The following is an 18,958-nucleotide window of genomic DNA, read 5'->3' on the forward strand; positions in this document are numbered from 1 at the left end:
GGAGCAGATATGACGAGTGAACAGCCATCCATCCCATTTCTCAAGCGATTATGGGGGGGAGTTAAGACATTTGCACTCTGGCTAGTGTTAGCCATGGTGTTAACTGGCGTCATGGATATATGGCGTGGTAAAGATATCCCACGAGATAATTTACCACAACTCAAAGGGATAACTCTGGCAGGGCAGGCGGTAGATATTGCGACGCTAAGCCAAGATCAAGCGGTACTGGTGTACTTCTGGGGCACCTGGTGCCCCGTATGTAACTTTGTCAGCCCAGCGGTTAATCAAATGTCGGCTTATTTTCCTGTGGTCACGGTGGCCATGAACTCGGGTGAAGATGATAAATTAGCAAAATATCTTCAACATCAAGAATATGGATTCGACACCATTAACGACAAGGATAATAGCATCGCCCGTACCTGGTCGTTGCAGGCCACACCCACACTGATGGTATTTAAAGAGGGTGAGCTGAAATATTACACCACAGGCTTTACCAGTCTGCCCGGTATGTGGTGGCGCATGCTCTTAGCCTAACCATAGCGGTTTGCCGCTGGCACAGCGCTCAAGACATTGGTACGTCTTTCATTAAGGTGATATCGACTTAGCGTGCTAGCGGCAAACAGCATCACTTCAACGCGGTAAGCACGGCTGCTTCGTAAAATAAGCAGGTAGATAGCGCCACTATGTAGAGAGTCGAGGGCGACTCTTGTGACGTGATGGTAAAGTCGTTCGCAAAGAAGCTGTGACAGTTAAAGCGGCGCTTGAATATTGGCTGGTGGAATATGCCACAGATAATCGTAAAAACGTAGATAAACATAGGCTGCAGTTCGCGCGGCATCTGCATCCCTACATAGGTAAGTATCCGTTAGAAAGAACCACTAAGCCTCAATGGTTAGCCTGTTTTGACCGGATTAGAAAAGGCATATCTAATGAGCAAAGGGCGGCTCCTGTTGCTGCTGGACAAGTTTTGCAAGGGGCTAAACAAGCGCCAATTTATTATTGATTGCAGTAACAAGGTTCAGTTTGCAGACTTTGAACGAGCAAAGTAGCTTAAAAATTCATCAAGTATCGATGACCTTTCGATAAAGTGATGTCAAACCTATTGATTAGGAATCGCGCCAAGTTGTATTGAATTGTCACAAGACTAAATCGCTAAATTGAATTAGTGGCGAATCAACTAGTACTATTTACCGATTTTAGATGTAAGTGTTGAGATTACGTTGAATGCAAAATGAAAGTGGAATATTTTCAGCATTTCGCAAACTGGTCATTTTTAAAGCTAATTGGAACCTGATATCACAAAGGAAGTGCGAAGTTATGTTGAAACAAGGTGCGTTACTACAAGTAAAACCCTGGGTGACGAGAACATTAAAGAGTACTTTGGTGAGCGCCTTGTTGTGTCTCTCAATAAGTGGCTGTAATAGCGATAACGATGATTCGCTGAATGCGATTGACAAGGCTAAAATGCAGCAGACAGTCGCGCAGCTGGCCCAGGATATGCTGGTCCCTGGAGCTGTAGTGATACTGCACACGCCCAAAGGCAATTTTGAATATACCTATGGAGTGAGCAGTTATAATGGCAATGAACCAACCGATTTCAACCAGCACCTGCGAATTGGCTCAAATACCAAAACTTGGGTTGGCACAATAATTCTACAAATGGTGCAAGAGGGTAAGCTTAAATTCGATGATCCCGTTTCCTTATATTGGCAAAATGTACCGGGTGGTGAACGGATCACAATTGAGAATTTATTAGCGATGGAAAGTGGTCTCTACAATTATACGACTACACTAACTCTCAATCAGACGCTCGACGAAGATCCTACCAAGGCTTGGCTCCAAGAGGAATTGCTCAAATTGAGCTTCGACAATGCTCTTGATTTTGAACCAGGTACGGCCTTTGGTTACTCTAATACCAACACGGTATTACTTGGCCTAATCGCACAACTCCTTGATGGCAGTGATCTACCTGAGATCATGCAGCGTCGACTCTTTACCCCCCTAGGTATGACCAAAACCTTGTTTCCAGAGATCACTGATAATGAATTACCGCAGCCGTATACGCATGGCTACATGTATGGCACTAATGTTGAAACCATGGACTCAGCATTGCCCGAACCCATGCAACAAGCGGCCCGTAATGGTGAGATCACTCCAGGTGATCAAACCTTAGCGAATCCTTCATGGGGCTGGGCGGCAGGTGCAGGCATATCGACTGCCAGAGAGTTACTTATCTGGGTCGAAGCTTTGGTTGGCGGAGAGTTGTTAAACGATGAGATGCAAAAGCTGCGTCTTTCCAGCGTTAAGCCCATCAATCCAGGTGATCCCAATACCGCCTCATATGGCTTGGGGATCGCCAAGTTTGGTCAACTCTATGGCCATACAGGTGAATTGCCTGGCTATAACTCTTTCATGGGGCATGACCCAGAGAATAAGGTAAGTCTAGTGGTTTGGACTAACATGGCACCAAGTGTCGATGGGCGAGATCCTGCTACGACTATTGCGGCGGCACTCATAAACCAGCTCTACTCAGCAACAAACTAACCTTGACTAGAGACGGTAAGTTCTTTTACGTAAGTGTCTGTTTGTAATGTTTTTTATATTTGACCTAGGCGAGCGCCTTCATAACTTAAAGGTGCCTAGGAAATCAGTGGCGATTCTGTGTGGTAAGCCCCTAGAACAATAGATACTTCCTTGTGACTTAGTAGGTTGTGGCTTGCTGCTTTGTAGTATTTTCCCGATGCAAAGATTGTCCGTGTGTAGCACGCATAGCAAAACGGGCTTTTCGTTGCCGAAAAACCCGTTCTAATACAGCTGATTAAGAGTCGATTCTTAGTTCATGCCGTATTTTTTTAATTTCTTGCGTAGCGTACCACGGTTGATACCTAGCATGTTGGCAGCGCGAGTCTGGTTGCCACGAGTGTGCTGCATGATGATATCTAGTAGAGGTGCTTCAACTTCACATAACACCATTTCGTAAACTTCTTCAGCTTCTTGGCCGTCCATTTGAGCGAAAAAGTTAGTTACTGCGCGCTTTACTGCATCACGTAGTAATTGAGGCTTGATAGTGCCGTTAGCGGTTTCGATTTTGCCTACGGTAAGCTGATGAGCTTCTGGTTGAGTTGTCTGATCAAACATTCGTATTCTGCTCTTTATTAATTCTTTACTAATTCATCAAAATAACGTTCCAACATGGAACATTGTTCTTCAACAGTTTCCAGCCGATTAAACTCGGCTCTCAATGGTCTCTGCGCTTCTTGGTCCAGATACCATCCAACATGCTTTCTGGCGATACGTAACCCTTTGTATTCGCCATACAATGCATATAAGTCTTTGAGGTGTTCCAGCATCACTCGACGCTTTTCGTCCACTTCAATTGGCGCTAGCTTATTACCTGTTTCCAGATAATGTTGGATCTCTCTGAATACCCAAGGCCGTCCTTGAGCGCCTCTTCCTATCATCACGGCATCGGCACCAGTATGGTCAAGCACAAAGCGTGCTTTCTCTGGGGTGCAGATGTCTCCGTTAGCGACAACCGGAATAGAGACATTCTGTTTAATAGCGGCAATGGTGTCGTACTCGGCTTCGCCTTTGTACATGCATTGTCTCGTGCGGCCATGTACGGCTAACGAGGCAATACCACAATCTTCTGCTATTTGGGCTATTTGAATACCGTTACGGTGTTCTGGTGCCCAGCCGGTGCGAATTTTCAGTGTAACCGGGACATCCACTGCGGCAACGACAGCTTGCAAAATCGCTTTTACTTGCTCTGGTTGCTGTAGTAGTGCCGATCCAGCCAGCTTCTTATTCACTTTTTTTGCAGGACATCCCATATTGATATCGATGATCTGTGCCCCTTGTTGTACGTTGACAACGGCGGCGTGAGCCATCATATCGGGATCGGCTCCTGCAATTTGTACTGAGCGGATCCCATTCTCACCAGCATGTGTCATACGCTGTCGGCTTTTGTCGGTATCCCAAACTTCAGGATTGGACGAAAGCATCTCTGAAACCGCTAAGGCAGCGCCATAACGTAAGCAGAGATTTCGAAAGGGTTGGTCGGTGACTCCTGCCATAGGAGCCACGATCAGCTGATTTTTCAGTTGATAGGGTCCAATCTGCATTTATCATTACACCTTGCGCTTCAAAGGGGCGCTATAGTACGCCTTTTTCAAGCCGGTGAAAAGGTCAATAAATGACCTGAGAGCAACTTTTTTACTTGACTTTTGTGTGCTGTGAAGTCATTGGCGGCCTTGCGGCCGCTGGCTTTTACCGTTATTTGCGGGTGCCTGTCAAGCGGCTCCAATCTTCTTTGTGAGCAGGCGCGTCCATGTCAAACCATTGGGCGTAATGTTGGCTAATTTCATCGGCTTGCTCTTTAAGCAAACCCGATAGTGCCAATAAGCCGCCTGGCTTAACTTTTTCGGCGATAAGCGGCGCTAATTCTCTCAGTGGGCCGGCGAGGATATTGGCCACGAGCACGTCTGCTTTTAGGTCGGCGGGCTGATCTTCGGGTAGGAATAGCGCCAGTTTGTCGGCGACACCGTTGCGTTCGGCGTTGGCTTTAGAGGCATCGATGGCTTGGTAGTCAATATCGATGCCTGTGACTTTTGCTGCGCCGAGCTTCAGCGCGGCTACGGCCAAAATGCCAGAGCCACAGCCAAAGTCGATCACCTCTTTGCCGTTAAGTGCCAGTCCATCTAACCACGCTAAACACAGGGCGGTTGTTGGGTGAGTGCCGGTACCAAAGGCTAGGCCAGGGTCGAGCATCACATTCACGGCGTGTGGGTCGGGCACTTCGCGCCAGCTAGGGCAGATCCACAGACGTTTGCCAAACTGGATAGGATGGAAGTTGTCCATCCATTCACGTTCCCAGTCTTTATCTTCAACTTGCTCTATCTTGTGGCTAAAGTCGGCGCCTAAGTAAGGCTGTAGCTTGAGCATGTCAACGATAGGGGCCAGATCATAGTCGGCTTCAAACAGTGCCGTCAGTACGGTATGGCTCCATAGGGGAGTTTCACCTAAATTCGGCTCGTAAATAGGGTTGTCTTTGCCATCTTCATAGGTGATCGATAGGGCACCAAAGTCCATCAGCATATCGCTTAATTGTTCGGCGTGTTGGTTATCGGTATCAATCTTTAACTGGATCCAAGCCATGGGATCTTCTCTCTTAGGTCAATAATGGCGTTATTGTAAACCATGCGGCGGCTAAAGGCAGAGCGATCTGTTATTGATATTTGTGCTTTATAGAATAAAACTGCCGATTCAACTGCTTATGTCGCTATTTTTGAATGGATTGTTTTGTTTGAATGGGGTGTTTAACTCCATGATTATATTGGTTAAGTGGTTTTACCTTTGTTTTGTACTTTGAGGTTTGTTTGTGAACTAAGTCAAAAGTTGCCTGTTTGCTGGGTGAGGTAAATCACGCTTTGCTAATGGCAGGCGTTTACTCTGCTTGCTTGCTGTTATGGTGTAGATCCCGACACTAGGCGTTGAATGATAATGAACTCCAAAAGTATGCAATCTCATCATATCCATTATGCTTCGCTTGGCAGCCCATGGTCTGCTAAGGCGGACAAAATTCAAAGTGCAACTGGCATCATGCTGGGGTGCTTTTTATTGGCTCACCTGCATTTCGAATCCAGTATCTTGTTGGGTAAAGAGGCTTTTTATCATGTGGTGCAGTTTCTTGAGGGGGGGCTGTTTACCTCGTCAGGCCATGGTATGCCCATTGTCACCAAGGTGTTTTCGATTTTTATCATGTTGGTGGTCATAGTTCATGCGGCAGTAGCGCTGCGGCGTTTCCCGGCGCAGTTGGGGCAGTGGCGCGCCTTAAGACGCCATATGCAGGGCATCAAGCATAAAGACAGCCACGCCTGGTTTTGGCAGCTAGTGACAGGTTTTATTTTGTTTTTCTTAGCGCCTGTGCATATTTTCACCATGATCACTAACCCTGAAATTGGCCCGCATCTTTCTGCTGAGCGTGTGTATCACGCCAATGCGTGGTTGCTGTACGCCTTGCTGCTGCCGGCTGTGGTTATCCACGCCATGATAGGTCTGTATCGAGTGGCATTGAAGTGGGGCTTGACGGCTAATCGTCGTGGGCTACGTAAGGTCGCTAAAATATTGATTATTTATCTTATTAGCATAGGTGTGTTGAGCTTGGTGTCTTACCTCATTATTGGTCGTGAGCTGACGTTACCTATCACGCCTTTTGTGCCTTGATGGTGTGTTAGCTTAGGTAGTTTAGCATTTTGTGAAGTATTGGTTAGTGTTTTGATCTACCTCACGGTTTAGTGGCTGTTTGTGAGCGACATTAGGGCTAAGAGGTTGCCCAAATTGTGCGGCCTGATGCTATCGCCAAGAGGAGACAATATGTCGCTGACTCGTCATAACAGTAAGTTAAGTGGTTGGCTCGATCTGAGCCAGAGCCTCACCGGTGTCATATTGACCCTGTTTTTGTGGACTCACCTGCTGTTAGTGTCCTCGATTTTACTGGGCGGCGATGCGATGACCCTAGTGGCAAAAACCATGGAGCTGAGCTTTTTAAGCGCCGATGGTCATGGTTACCCTTGGGTGGTGACTATTATCGCCGTTGTGGTGGCGGTGCTTGCCTTGATCCACGTGTTGGTGGCTGTGCATAAAATGCCACTCAACTTGGCGCAGCAGCGAGCTTTGCGTAAGCAGATGACGGTGATCAGCCATGGTGATACTAAGTTATGGGTGTGGCAGGCCATCACGGGCGTGGGTATCTTTTTATTATTACCAGTACACCTGTGGTTGATTGGCAGCGCCCCCGAAACTATTGGCCCTATTGGTAGTGCCGATCGCATTTGGAACCAAGGGGTGTGGATGGTGTATCTGCCATTACTCTTGTGTGTTGAGTTGCATGCCGCCATTGGGCTTTATCGAGTCGCCATAAAATGGGGCGCCGAAAAAGCACTCAATCATCGCGCGCGAATTAAAAAAATAAAAACCATTGTAAGTGTTGTGTTTGTGGTGATTGGCATCGCGTCATTGCTCGCCTTTCTCCCCTATGCGAGTCAATAAGTGGTGGTTCAAGAGCCTGTTAAGGAGCAAGTGTGAAACTGATATATACCGATTCTTTGGTCGTTGGAGCCGGACTCGCGGGGCTAAGGGTGGCGATAGCCTCAAAAGAGCGAGGGTTAGATACTGTTGTATTGTCATTGATCCCAGCTAAACGATCCCATTCGGCGGCCGCCCAAGGGGGGATGCAGGCAAGCCTTGGTAATACGGTAAAAGGGATGGGCGATGATGAAGATGTCCATTTTCAAGATACAGTAAAAGGATCGGACTGGGGGTGCGATCAAGAGGTCGCACGCATGTTTGCCCATTGCGCCCCTAAAGCGGTGCGCGAACTCGCAAACTGGGGCGTACCTTGGACTCGGGTAACCAAAGGGCCGCGTGAGGTCGTGGTGAATGCCCAAAAGGTCACCATTGAAGAGGCAGAAGCTGCCCACGGGTTAATTAATGCCCGTGATTTTGGTGGCACCAAGAAGTGGCGCACCTGCTATACGGCAGACGGCACGGGTCACTCATTGCTTTATGCGGTCGATAATAAAGCGATTTCATTAGATATCCCCGTTCATGAGCGTATCGAAGCCTTAGCCTTAATTCACGATGGCACGCGCTGCCACGGTGTGGTGGCTCGCTGCCTGATCACGGGCGAGTTACGTGCCTATATTGCTAAATCGACCACGATTGCCACTGGCGGTTATGGACGAATTTACGAAGTCTCAACGAATGCCATTATCTGCGAAGGCATTGGCCAAGCATTAGCGCTTGAAACGGGTGTGGCTAAGCTGGGTAACATGGAGGCGGTGCAGTTTCACCCTACCGCCATTGTGCCAGTGGGGATTTTAACCACTGAAGGCTGCCGCGGTGATGGCGGCTTGCTGCGTGATAAAGATGGTCATCGTTTTATGCCCGACTATGAGCCAGAGAAAAAGGAGCTGGCATCTCGTGATGTGGTGTCGCGGCGCATGACCGAGCATATTCGTAAAGGGCAAGGGGTCGACAGCCCATATGGGCCGCATCTGTGGCTCGATATTACCTTGCTGGGACGTAAACATGTCGAGACTAACCTGCGTGAAGTCAAAGAGATCTGCGAAAACTTTTTAGGTATCGATCCGGCTAAAGATTGGATCCCAGTGCGCCCGACCCAGCACTATTCGATGGGCGGTATTCGCACCGATGCCACAGGTCAAAGCCCGCAGCTTAAAGGCTTATTTAGCGTCGGCGAAGCGGCGTGCTGGGACATGCACGGCTTTAACCGTTTAGGCGGTAACTCCTTGGCTGAAACCGTAGTAGGCGGCATGATAATAGGTAAATATGTTGCTGATTTTTGTCAGCAAAATACCTTAGAGATTAATACCGCGCTAGTGGAAAAGTTTGTTAATCAGGTGCGCAGCGAAATTGACGATTTGGTCGAAGGTCAAGGCAGCGAATCCGCTTTTGATATCAAGCTCGAGATGCAGCGCATCATGATGGACTACGTGGGTATTTTCCGTAACGGTCCCGAGCTGCAAAAGGCAGTAGATGAGTTGCAAGCCTTGTTACTGCGCTCACGCAATATCGGCTTAACCTGTAAGAAACGCCATGCCAACCCTGAGTTGGTTGAAGCTTTGCGGGTTAAGCGCATGCTTAAAGTGGCACTCACAGTCGCTTGTGGGGCCGAGGCGCGCACCGAAAGTCGCGGTGCCCACGCTCGTGAAGACTTCCCGCAGCGAAACGATAAAGAGTGGCTCAACCGCACGCTATCGAGCTGGCCCAGTGCCGATGCTACGTTACCCGTGCTCGATTATGAACAGCTGGATGTGATGAAAATGGAGTTGCCGCCAGGTTATCGTGGCTATGGTATCAATAATGCGATAGCACATCCTGATACCGAAAAACGTGAGCAGCAGATCAGCGAAATATTAAGTCAATTGCCTGATGATGCAGACCGATATGCGCGGCAGCATGCGTTGATGCCCTTCGAAGTTCCCCCGTCTCTACAAGAGAAAAACGAGCGTCTACATGATAAATCGCTGAGCAATCGCGCGCAGCTTGGAGATGAAGCCAAATGAGCCAAGGTAGAACCTTAACCTTTAATATTTTCCGCTACGATCCGCAAGAGCCGGGTGATAAGCCTAAAATGGTTAAATACCAGCTTGAAGAAGCACCAGGGATGACAGTGTTTATTGCACTGAACATGCTGAGAGAGAAGCAAGACCCTTCATTGCAGTTCGATTTTGTCTGCCGGGCCGGTATTTGTGGTAGCTGCGCCATGGTGATCAATGGGTATCCGACGCTGGCGTGCCGCACCTTAACCAGTAAATACCCTAAAGGCGAGATCACCTTGATGCCGCTACCGGGTTTTGAATTAATTGGCGATCTATCGGTCAATACGGGTAAGTTTATGCGCGAACTCGCCGAACGCCTAAAGCTGTGGTTGCATCCAAGACAGGATGAAATCGATATCCATCGTATCGAGGCGCCGATGGCACCCGAAGAGGCGGCTAAACTGTATGAGCTCGACCGCTGTGTTGAGTGCGGTGTGTGTGTGTCAGCCTGCGCCACTAAGCAGATGCGCGACACCTTTGTCGGTGCCGTAGGCATGATGAAAATTGCCCGCTTTGAACTCGATAGCCGTGATGCCCGTAGCGTGGAAGACTTTTACCATGTGATTGGTAATCAAGATGGGGTGTTTGGTTGCATGACCTTGCTCGGCTGCCAGGATAACTGCCCGAAAGATCTACCGCATATGCAGCAAATTGCCTATTTACGCCGTAAAATGGCCGGTGCCTTGGTATAGAAACAGCACCATCTTGCCATAAAAAATGCCGCTCATTAGCGGCATTTTTATTCAGCATAGATAATCTATCGTTTAGCTTTTAGAGCGTTTCATGGCGGTAAAGAACTCTTCGTTCGTTTTCGTCATGGCAAGCTTATCGATAAGGAACTCCATACCCGTCACTTCATCCATTGGATTAAGGATTTTGCGTAAGATCCACATTTTCTGTAGCTCTTCGGGTGTGGTCAGTTTCTCTTCACGACGAGTACCTGAGCGGTTGAAATCAATCGCTGGGAATACACGTTTTTCTGCAGCTTTACGCGACAGGTGAAGTTCTTGGTTACCTGTACCTTTAAATTCTTCGTAGATCACTTCGTCCATCTTCGAACCAGTATCAACCAACGCAGTAGCGATAATGGTTAAGCTGCCACCGTGTTCGATGTTACGTGCAGCACCAAAGAAGCGCTTTGGACGATGCAGTGCGTTAGCGTCAACACCACCGGTAAGTACCTTACCTGATGATGGTATCACTGTGTTGTAAGCACGTGCTAGGCGGGTAATCGAATCGAGTAAGATCACTACGTCTTTTTTGTGTTCAACTAAACGCTTGGCTTTTTCGATTACCATTTCGGCCACTTGTACGTGACGGCTTGCTGGCTCATCGAAGGTAGAAGCGATAACTTCACCTTTTACCATGCGTTGCATTTCGGTCACTTCTTCAGGGCGCTCATCAATCAGTAGTACCATCAACACCACTTCTGGGTTGTTGTAGGCAATGCTTTGCGCCATGTTTTGCAGTAGCAGTGTTTTACCGGCTTTTGGCGGCGCCACGATCAAACCACGCTGACCTTTACCAATCGGTGAACACAGATCCAAAATTCGCGAGGTAATATCTTCAGTTGAACCATTACCACGTTCCATACGCATACGCTCTTCAGCATGCAGTGGGGTAAGGTTTTCAAATAGGATTTTATTACGAGAGTTTTCAGGCTTGTCGAAGTTAACTTCGGTGACTTTCAATAAGGCAAAATAACGTTCGCCCTCTTTTGGTGGACGGATCTTACCAAAGATGGTGTCACCCGTTCGCATATTGAAACGACGAATTTGGCTGGGTGAAACATAGATATCGTCTGGGCCAGCGAGATATGAACCATCAGAGCTACGCAGGAAGCCAAAACCATCTTGTAGAATCTCTAAAACACCACCACCGAAAATATCTTCGCCGCTTTTTGCGTGGGCTTTAAGGATTGCGAAAATAATGTCCTGCTTGCGAGCGCGGGCCATATTTTCTAACTTCATGTCTTGGGCGAGTTGTACTAAATCTGAAATCGGTGTGTCTTTTAATTCTGATAAATTCATCTTGGTGGGTCTTGTTCTTACGTGACAATGCTATCTTTGATCAATGAATGTACAACATTTAAGAATATCGATCGAATAGCAAGAAGTGGGTTAGTTAGAATGAGTCTGGTTATTAAAGTAGCACTAACAAGGCTAGGCGTCTAGAAATTTAGCGAATCCCGACACAATTACTTTTGTAAGCTGTGTCGAGAGTCACTTTATATGATCAAAATGTCATAGAGATCGAGGTATTACAGCTGAGCGTCGATAAACTCTTTAAGTTGAGTCTTAGACAATGCGCCCACTTTAGTGTCGGCTAGCTCACCGTTTTTGAAGATAAGTAAAGTAGGAATACCACGTACGCCATACTTAGCTGGTGAAGCATTGTTTTGGTCAACGTTTAGCTTCGCGATAGTTACCTTGCCTTCGTACTCTTCTGCTACGTCATCTAGGATTGGGGCGATCATTTTACAAGGACCACACCATTCAGCCCAGAAATCCACCACTACAGGGATGTCAGACTTAAGTACGTCGTTTTCGAAGCTGTCGTCGCTTAAGGTAATAATTTTATCGCTCATGATGTTCTCCAGTTGAGGTGCCATTACTGGTTTGTTAATGGCTTAAGCTGTATATTGGGTCTGAAATCAGCTTTTCAAGATTTTTTTAGCGGCTTTCAGAGCTGTTTTTTCATTAGCCGCTATTTCAAACGATTAAGTTCCTTATTGCAACCCTAACTGGTATGCTTGCGCTATGAGCGAAACACATTTAACAAATACAAAGTTTGCCGACTTTACTCTGCATCCAGAGATACAACAGGCACTAATCGAAAGCGGTTTTGAATATTGCACGCCAATCCAAGCATTATCATTACCAATTTTACTCCAGCATAAAGATCTTGCGGGTCAAGCACAGACAGGTACAGGTAAAACCTTAGCCTTTTTGGTCGCCACCTTTAACCACTTACTGACCACTCCAGCTCCTGAAGGACGTGAGATCAATCAGCCTCGTGCGATTGTGATGGCGCCGACACGCGAATTAGCGATTCAAATTGCCAAAGATGCCAACTTATTGGCTAAGCACACCGGACTAAAAGTCGGGATTGTTTTTGGTGGCGAAAGCTACGATGTGCAGCGTAAGGTACTTGATAAAGGCGTCGATATCTTAATTGGTACCACAGGGCGTATAATCGATTACGTTCGTCAAGGGATACTCAATCTCAGTGCGATTCAGGCCGTGGTACTCGATGAAGCCGATCGCATGTTTGACTTAGGCTTTATTAAAGATATTCGTTTCCTTTTCAGACGTATGCCTGACGCCAAATCGCGCCTGAATATGCTGTTCTCGGCGACATTGTCGATGAAGGTGCAAGAGCTCGCTTATGATCATATGAATGATCCTGAGAAAGTCGAAATTGCCCCCACTGAAAAGACCTCAAAAAACATTACCGAAGAAATTTTCTATCCTTCACAGGATGAGAAGCTACGTTTGTTGTTGACCTTAATTGAAGAAGATTGGCCAGATAAAGCCATCGTCTTTTGTAACACCAAACATAGCTGCGAAAAGTTGTGGGCTCACTTAGAAGGCGACGGACATCGTGTGGGGCTGCTAACGGGTGATGTGCCACAGAAGAAGCGTATTCGCATCTTAGAAGAGTTTACCCAAGGTAAGCTAGACATCTTGGTTGCCACCGATGTTGCTGCACGTGGTTTGCATATTTCTGACGTATCTCATGTGTATAATTATGATCTTCCCGATGATTGCGAAGACTATGTACACCGTATTGGTCGTACGGGTCGCGCTGGTCAAAAAGGGATTTCGATCAGTTTTGCTTGTGAAGAGTATGCCCTTAATTTACCTGCGATCGAGAGCTACATTCAGCACTCTATTCCTGTCACCAATTATGACAGCGAAGCCTTGCTGACCGATTTGCCGCCGCCTGTACGCATTCACCGTAAGCATACTACACGCACCGCTAGCCGACCTGGCAGTGGCAAACCGCAAGGTGCTCGTCCGGGCGCACGCCCAAGACGTCATGATAGGACGCGTAGACACAGCTAAATGAAGCGCGCTGCCTTAGGGCCGAAATATGCGGCCATCACCTTAGGATCAAATAGTTTTAATATGCTGGTGGCGCAAACTGTCGCCGGTAGCCCTAAAGTGGTGGCAAAATATAAGCGTAAAGTGCGCCTTGCAGAAGGTATTGGCGCCGATGGCGTGTTAAGCCCCGAGGTGTTTGCCCGTGGTCTTGACTGCCTAAAGATGTTTTCACAGATGCTCGATAAAGAGGGCATTAGCCGAGACCATATTGCCGTCATTGCCACTGCGACGCTGCGTAGCATCACCAATGCCAGCGCATTTTGCCAAGCGGCGTTGCCAATTTTAGGTCAACCGATTGAGATTATTTCGGGGCTGCGTGAAGCGGAATTGATCTACCAAGGCATGGTTGCAACCACCACCACAGAGGGTCGCCGATTGGTGATCGATATTGGCGGTGCCAGCACTGAGTTTATTATTGGTGATGGTGACAAAGTGCTTCTCAAAACCAGCCTTGCCATGGGCTGCGTCACGTTTAACCAACAGTTTTTCAATCAATTTCCGTATCAAAAAGCAGACTTTGATCTTGCCCAGGCTCATGTCGTTAGCCTGTTGGGCGACTATCGTGCTCAACTGCTTAAATTGGGCTGGCATGGTGTGGTTGGGGCATCGGGTACGGTGCAATCTGTGGTTGAATTACTCAATGCCCGTGGTATCTCAGCCACCATCACCCCGGCGATTTTACGGCAATTACGCGAAGAAGTGCTCACTCAAACCGATGCCAGCATGCAACAGATTGAAGGCTTGCATCATGAGCGGGCAACCACTTTTGTGGCAGGATTATCGATTTTGCTAGGCTTATTTAATGTACTGCATATTGAGTCGTTAAATTTGTCGGGCGGGGCGCTACGTGAAGGCGTATTACTGCAATTATCTGAGCGAATTTCAGCCACCTCTGCGTCATGATTACCTCTTACCTCCAATAAATGTTTGTTTTAACCCCCATAGTTTGAGCGCCAGAGTTAAGTGATAGCCCCACTTAATTTAACGCCGTAAGTTAACATTTGACTCGCAAAATACACGTACAAAAAAGCCGCTAATGCGGCTTTTGTTAATGCATTATGCAGAACGGCCTAATTAAGTATGTTGGCCAGATCGACTTCTAATGAGGTTTGTGGGCGCTCAACAATGCGGCCAATCTCTTTACCTTGCTGTTTAACGATAAAGGTCGGAATACGGCTAAATTCGTACTGCGCCGCTAAGCCTTCGCTATCTTGTTTGCTGCGATCCACCCCAATGTAGGTCACCTTAATGTTGGGGTTGTTCAGCTGCTCTATGATACGAATAAAGCGCGGCGTTTCGCGGTGACAATCGGGGCACCAAGTGCCAATAATAACGACAATTTCTGTCGGCTCTGTGATCGCCTTTAATGGTTCGATGGCCGCCGTATCGACTTGATAAGTTTGGTAACCTTCACTAAATTCACTGAGCTCGGTCACTAAGGTTTGTGCTGGAACAATACCGGTTAGAATCACTTCTTGTTTCTCCTCACTGCAAGTGGCAATAAAGCCTTCCTGCTTGCCTTCAAAGGCGCAACCGCCATTAGCCAATACCTGAGTGCTAAAAAATAGCGCCGTAGTGGCAAGTAAGGCTGCAATATTATTGGTCATGATAATTCCTCAGGGACGATAAGCACTAGATTCATTTAACCCCATTCAATCATCTAAATCGGTTAGCGAGTAGCGCTTATTATCCTAGCTGTTAACTGGATCACGGCTAGGATTAAATTAATGACACTTAGGTCTCATCTCATCCTAGACAGATTGTGTTAGTCAGCTCCCGAGGAGGAAACGTTAGGCCTTTACCAAGCTGTTAAGGTCGGCAGGGCGATAATAAACCGACTTTAGCACCTTACCTTGCCGCACGACTTTACCTGCCATATCAACATCTTTAGCACATTTAGCTATGATGAAGTCGCCTTTCTTACTACCGACAATGTCAACACCCTGTTTAGCATAATGAGCGACGGTTTCTGCTAACTCTTGTTCATTGCGGCACACCTTGCTCATGTTGCTCGAGTGCACTTCATCCCAGCAGCGCACAAAATCGATATCACGATTATTGGCCACATGCAGCAGCAGATCGATAAGGTAACTAATAGCGATACAGTCGTTAACCTGTTTGGCACCCATATGCACCAGACGCCCCATTAACACATAAACAGAGTCGACAATAGCATCGGCCTGTTCTATGCGGCAATCGGCTTCGGCCAGTTCGGTAAGCTCTTCAATCGCTAAAGAGGTGTGTAATGTATCGGCTTTATCATCGAGACTACTGGTATCTTCAATGGGCAGATCAAAGGTGGAGCGGAACTGGTGAATATCGCGATAAAGGTGATCATAAAGCGGTTGCTGTAGTGCGGTTAATTTCATCAAAATGGCCTTGGCATATAACGATTAATGGCGCAATTCTAATTTAATGGTGCGGCAATTGAAAGCCATTGCCACCGCCGAGCCTAGCGATGCTGAGATAAAAAAACCGCCCGACGAAAGGGTCGCGGTGCCGGGCGGGAGCAATGAAAAGGGGATAAGCTATGACACATTTAAGGGCGGCTGGGCGATGCATACTTAGCGGTGAGTTGCTCAAGGTAGGGCTGCACCTCTTTATCGCCCCAATCTAAATAGCCGCGTAAAAAACCGATAAGGTTGCCGTCACCATCAAACACATAGGTGGCAGGCACCACATCGGCAGGCAGCATCTTGTCGATCTGCCGCTGCGGATCGACAAGAGTGGGGTAGTCACCTAAGTTATGGCGGGTTAAAAACGCGGCCACTTGATCGTATTGCTCATCGATAGACAGTGGCAGTACCACTAACTTATTGGTGAGATTATCGCGCCGGATCTTGTCCATCATAGGGATCTCTTTAATGCAGGGCGCACACCAAGTAGCCCACAGGTTAACGAGTACCAGATTGCCACGATAATCGCTCAGGTTAACCTTAGCCCCCTCAAGGGTTTCGAAAGGGACTTCGCTGACCTTGCGCGCGTGTTGCATCTCGATAAAGCGCGACATGATCATGGGTTTAGGTAAGTTATCACCGGTGGCGTACACCTTTTCATTTGGCATAGCGGCCTGTGATTGCCCCATAGTGAGTAGCATTAATAAGCCGATAATGGCCAGCAGTTGTTTAGTCATGATGAGTATCCATATTGCTGATTTTATGAGTTTTAGTGGACTGATGTTGTTTAAATCCCCATGCGAACACCAATAGCAGTAACCCCAGCGGAAACAGATACAGCACGAAAGTTCCCGCGGCGAAGGTTGGCATATAGCGGATCTGCTGGCCGTAGCGGGCCACCATAAAATCGATGATCTCGCTTTTACGTTTGCCTTGTTCTAACTGCAGAAAAATTTCTGCTTTGAGCTCATTGGCTATCTTGGTTTGCGAGTCCAACAGGTTTTGATTGGCCGACATGGGACAGCGTAGCGACTTAGCGATATCAAATCCCAAGGCTTTTATTTCGGCTTGAGAATAGACTGGAGCCGACGTCGATGCGGGCAAGGATGACGGCGTTGCAGCGTTGGCCGAAAATACACTTAATCCTAGCCATAGCAGACAGTTGAATGTGACACGTTGGCAAAGTGTCAGCTGAGACTTCATCATAGCCCTCCATTATGTACTGACGGCGCACCAAGGCGATGCCCTGCGCTGTAAGTGTGACGCGCGGCGCCGACAATGGCTGGACGGCGTAGCAGGCAGATACCGGCCACCATCATCATTAAGGCCCCTATCCAAATCCAATTGACCAAAGGTTTATAACTTATCCGCACAAGGTATTCGCTGTCACTGAGCGGTGTCCCCATGGAGATGTAGATGTCGCCAAACAAGCTGCGATGGATCCCTGCGGCCGAGAGCTGCATGCCGTTAGTATTAAAGGTCTGTCGCTGCGGATAAATATAAGCAAACACCTGACCTTTGGTGTCGCTGACCTGGATTTTCGCCTGAATCGCACTGTAGCTTGGATATGCAACCTGCTCGGTTGCTTCATAAACAAAGGTGTACCCCGCCACGACTTTACCTTGTCCCGGACCCATTCGCAGTAACTCGTCCTGCTCAAAATGAGACACAGTGGTTGCGCCTAAAATACTCACTGCCACGGCCAAATGTGCAAGACACATGCCATTAAAGCGCTGAGATCGGCTCGCGCTTGGCGCCCGGTGCGCATATTGCTGCCGCACTGCAGCGATAATACAGATGCAGAGCCATAGGGCCGAAAAACTGCCGCAAAGAAAGTAGCCGCTAAGCTTAGGCAGTGTTATTAGGTTCAGTAGCACCGCTAGCCCCAATGCCAGCCCAGCATACAGGGCTAATGGTATCAATACCTTGGGCTGCGCCTGTTGCCAGCGTACCAAGGGGGCTGCGCCCATCAGCAGGCAGATCAATACCAGCAGCGGGATAAACAGACTGTTGAAGTAGGGCGCGCCGACTGAAATACTTTGCTCTGTAAGGACTTCATAGAGCAGCGGATAACAGGTGCCAAGTAAGATGGAGAGCGCGGCGACGAGAAGAATCAGGTTGCCCAGCATCATCAGGCTTTCTTTGCTGTACACGCTATAGCAGCTCGGTTTGAATAGTGACGGCGCGCGGTAGGCGAACAGGGTAAAACCCCCAGCCGAAAACAGCAGCAGTAAGGTTAAAATCGACACACCTCGGCTCGGATCGGCGGCAAAGGCGTGTACCGATTGCACCACTCCCGAACGCACTAAAAAGGTGCCCAGCAGGCAGATAGCAAAACCTAAAAGGCAAGTGAATAGGGTTGAGGCATAAAAAGCATCACGTTTACTGCTCAATATGAGGGCATGCATCATGGCGGTGGCCACTAACCAAGGAATAAACGAGGCGTTTTCGACCGGATCCCAAAACCACCATCCTCCCCAACCTAGCTCGTTATAGGCCCACCATGAGCCAAAGGCGTTGCCGCCAGTGAGTGCTACCCAAGTTAAAATCGCCCATGGGCGGATGCGCCGGCAGTGGGCTTGGATATTGGCTTGGGTATCGAGTAGCGCGGCCACGGCCGCAGCAAAACAGACGGTGAGGCCCACATAGCCGATAAACAACAGCGGCGGATGCAATATCAGGCCAATGTCTTGCAATATGGGATTTAAATCGCGCCCCTCGAGCGGAATATTGGGCAGTAAGCGCGCAAACGGGTTAGAGGTAAACAGTAAGAAGAGTAAGAAGCCGCACATGATGGCGGCGAGAATGGCACAAAGGCTGCGCATGAAGGCGCTGTTAGCTTTGTGCTGGTTGACGATAAAACTGCTCCACAGGGCGGTGGCGGTTATCCAAAACAACATCGAGCCTTCATGCCCCCCCCACACCGCAGCGACCTTATATACACTGGCTAATTGGGTGTTGGAATGGTTTGCCACGTAGGCGACTGAAAAATCATTAGCAATAAATAGGTAACCCAAAATCACCATCGCCCCTAATAAGGCAAAGGTATTGAGATGAATTAATAAGCTAATCAGTGCATTTGTGTATGGTTCGCTGCTGTTTTTTAATAGTGGTAACACTGCGATTAGTAAACAGATCACTGTTGCAATAATAAGTAGTAATAACCCAATTTCTGCCGCCATAGCCCCACCGATGATATTAATTGTTTGCGTGTCTGCATTTATTAATCGATAGCGTTAACTTTGCTTATGTAGATAAATAGAGACTGTATTAAATTCACCTTAAATTAATGGCTTCAGCGTTTCTGTGAGCTTAAGCAAGTAAAACCAAC

General features: G+C 47.9%; 19 protein-coding genes. 9 read left to right on the forward strand and 10 right to left on the reverse strand.

Going from position 1 to position 18,958, the window contains the following annotated elements; all coding sequences use genetic code 11:
- The first annotated feature begins 9 nt into the window (after positions 1 to 9).
- The 3 genes from DVO77_RS02190 to DVO77_RS02200 all read left to right on the forward strand — a co-directional run bounded on the left by DVO77_RS02190 (position 10) and on the right by DVO77_RS02200 (position 2,544).
- On the forward strand, positions 10 to 534 hold the full coding sequence (locus DVO77_RS02190; RefSeq protein ID WP_110455637.1) for a protein disulfide oxidoreductase: 525 nt from the start codon (positions 10 to 12) through the stop codon (positions 532 to 534).
- A gap of 208 nt (positions 535 to 742) precedes the next feature.
- The gene (locus tag DVO77_RS02195; RefSeq protein ID WP_119977112.1) at positions 743 to 1,003 is read left to right on the forward strand and encodes a hypothetical protein; all 261 of its coding nucleotides are present in this window, start codon (positions 743 to 745) and stop codon (positions 1,001 to 1,003) included.
- Positions 1,004 to 1,317: 314 nt separating this feature from the next.
- Complete coding sequence (locus tag DVO77_RS02200) at positions 1,318 to 2,544, forward strand: serine hydrolase domain-containing protein (RefSeq protein WP_119977113.1); 1,227 nt, start codon at positions 1,318 to 1,320, stop codon at positions 2,542 to 2,544.
- Between the two features lie 288 nt (positions 2,545 to 2,832).
- On the opposite strand, the gene fis is transcribed toward DVO77_RS02200, so the two are convergent.
- The 3 genes from fis to prmA all read right to left on the reverse strand — a co-directional run bounded on the left by fis (position 2,833) and on the right by prmA (position 5,157).
- Complete coding sequence (fis, locus tag DVO77_RS02205; protein WP_011864135.1) at positions 2,833 to 3,138, reverse strand: DNA-binding transcriptional regulator Fis; 306 nt, start codon at positions 3,136 to 3,138, stop codon at positions 2,833 to 2,835.
- A gap of 17 nt (positions 3,139 to 3,155) precedes the next feature.
- Positions 3,156 to 4,124, reverse strand: coding sequence for a tRNA dihydrouridine synthase DusB (gene dusB, locus DVO77_RS02210; protein ID WP_110455642.1), 969 nt, complete (start codon positions 4,122 to 4,124; stop codon positions 3,156 to 3,158).
- Positions 4,125 to 4,275: 151 nt separating this feature from the next.
- Positions 4,276 to 5,157 carry a 50S ribosomal protein L11 methyltransferase gene (gene prmA, locus DVO77_RS02215; RefSeq protein ID WP_110455643.1) on the reverse strand — a complete coding sequence of 294 codons (882 nt, stop codon included), beginning with the start codon at positions 5,155 to 5,157 and terminating at the stop codon, positions 4,276 to 4,278.
- Between the two features lie 345 nt (positions 5,158 to 5,502).
- Here prmA and DVO77_RS02220 point away from each other — a divergent pair, with 345 nt between their 5' ends.
- The 4 genes from DVO77_RS02220 (at position 5,503) to DVO77_RS02235 (ending at position 9,817) form a co-directional block, all read left to right on the forward strand.
- Positions 5,503 to 6,225 carry a fumarate reductase cytochrome b subunit gene (locus DVO77_RS02220; protein WP_119977114.1) on the forward strand — a complete coding sequence of 241 codons (723 nt, stop codon included), beginning with the start codon at positions 5,503 to 5,505 and terminating at the stop codon, positions 6,223 to 6,225.
- Between the two features lie 150 nt (positions 6,226 to 6,375).
- Positions 6,376 to 7,050: a fumarate reductase cytochrome b subunit gene (locus tag DVO77_RS02225; RefSeq protein ID WP_110455645.1), complete on the forward strand. Its 675-nt coding sequence runs from the start codon at positions 6,376 to 6,378 to the stop codon at positions 7,048 to 7,050.
- 32 nt (positions 7,051 to 7,082) lie between these two features.
- Positions 7,083 to 9,089 (forward strand): fumarate reductase flavoprotein subunit, encoded by a 2,007-nt coding sequence (locus DVO77_RS02230; RefSeq protein ID WP_110455646.1) that lies wholly within the window; start codon positions 7,083 to 7,085, stop codon positions 9,087 to 9,089.
- The gene (locus DVO77_RS02235) at positions 9,086 to 9,817 is read left to right on the forward strand and encodes a fumarate reductase iron-sulfur subunit (RefSeq protein WP_110455647.1); all 732 of its coding nucleotides are present in this window, start codon (positions 9,086 to 9,088) and stop codon (positions 9,815 to 9,817) included. The genes DVO77_RS02230 and DVO77_RS02235 overlap by 4 nt, the downstream gene beginning before the upstream one ends.
- Before the next feature lie 72 nt (positions 9,818 to 9,889).
- Here the strand turns inward: DVO77_RS02235 and rho are convergent, their stop codons facing one another.
- Both rho and trxA read right to left on the reverse strand, forming a co-directional pair.
- On the reverse strand, positions 9,890 to 11,155 hold the full coding sequence (gene rho / locus DVO77_RS02240) for a transcription termination factor Rho (RefSeq protein ID WP_110455648.1): 1,266 nt from the start codon (positions 11,153 to 11,155) through the stop codon (positions 9,890 to 9,892).
- Positions 11,156 to 11,385: 230 nt separating this feature from the next.
- A complete protein-coding gene (gene trxA / locus DVO77_RS02245; protein ID WP_110455649.1) occupies positions 11,386 to 11,712 on the reverse strand; it encodes a thioredoxin TrxA in 327 nt (108 codons plus the stop codon).
- 172 nt (positions 11,713 to 11,884) lie between these two features.
- Here trxA and rhlB point away from each other — a divergent pair, with 172 nt between their 5' ends.
- Together rhlB and DVO77_RS02255 are read left to right on the forward strand one after the other, a co-directional pair.
- A complete protein-coding gene (gene rhlB / locus DVO77_RS02250; protein ID WP_110455650.1) occupies positions 11,885 to 13,192 on the forward strand; it encodes an ATP-dependent RNA helicase RhlB in 1,308 nt (435 codons plus the stop codon).
- Positions 13,193 to 14,134, forward strand: a complete 942-nt coding sequence (locus tag DVO77_RS02255) for a Ppx/GppA phosphatase family protein (RefSeq protein ID WP_119977115.1) — start codon at positions 13,193 to 13,195, stop codon at positions 14,132 to 14,134.
- A gap of 167 nt (positions 14,135 to 14,301) precedes the next feature.
- Here DVO77_RS02255 and DVO77_RS02260 read toward each other — a convergent pair whose 3' ends face one another.
- The 5 genes from DVO77_RS02260 to DVO77_RS02280 all read right to left on the reverse strand — a co-directional run bounded on the left by DVO77_RS02260 (position 14,302) and on the right by DVO77_RS02280 (position 18,809).
- Positions 14,302 to 14,838 (reverse strand): thioredoxin family protein, encoded by a 537-nt coding sequence (locus tag DVO77_RS02260; protein ID WP_110455652.1) that lies wholly within the window; start codon positions 14,836 to 14,838, stop codon positions 14,302 to 14,304.
- 183 nt (positions 14,839 to 15,021) lie between these two features.
- On the reverse strand, positions 15,022 to 15,600 hold the full coding sequence (locus DVO77_RS02265) for a nucleoside triphosphate pyrophosphohydrolase family protein (protein ID WP_110455653.1): 579 nt from the start codon (positions 15,598 to 15,600) through the stop codon (positions 15,022 to 15,024).
- Positions 15,601 to 15,770: 170 nt separating this feature from the next.
- On the reverse strand, positions 15,771 to 16,364 hold the full coding sequence (locus DVO77_RS02270) for a TlpA family protein disulfide reductase (RefSeq protein WP_110455654.1): 594 nt from the start codon (positions 16,362 to 16,364) through the stop codon (positions 15,771 to 15,773).
- The gene (locus DVO77_RS02275) at positions 16,357 to 16,833 is read right to left on the reverse strand and encodes a cytochrome c-type biogenesis protein (RefSeq protein ID WP_249038089.1); all 477 of its coding nucleotides are present in this window, start codon (positions 16,831 to 16,833) and stop codon (positions 16,357 to 16,359) included. The genes DVO77_RS02270 and DVO77_RS02275 overlap by 8 nt, the downstream gene beginning before the upstream one ends.
- Complete coding sequence (locus DVO77_RS02280; protein ID WP_119977117.1) at positions 16,830 to 18,809, reverse strand: heme lyase CcmF/NrfE family subunit; 1,980 nt, start codon at positions 18,807 to 18,809, stop codon at positions 16,830 to 16,832. Before DVO77_RS02280 ends, DVO77_RS02275 begins: the two co-directional genes overlap by 4 nt.
- Positions 18,810 to 18,958: the final 149 nt, after the last annotated feature.

The sequence above is a fragment of the Shewanella algidipiscicola genome (assembly GCF_003605125.1).
In the GTDB taxonomy this organism is placed as follows: Bacteria; Pseudomonadota; Gammaproteobacteria; order Enterobacterales; family Shewanellaceae; genus Shewanella; species Shewanella algidipiscicola.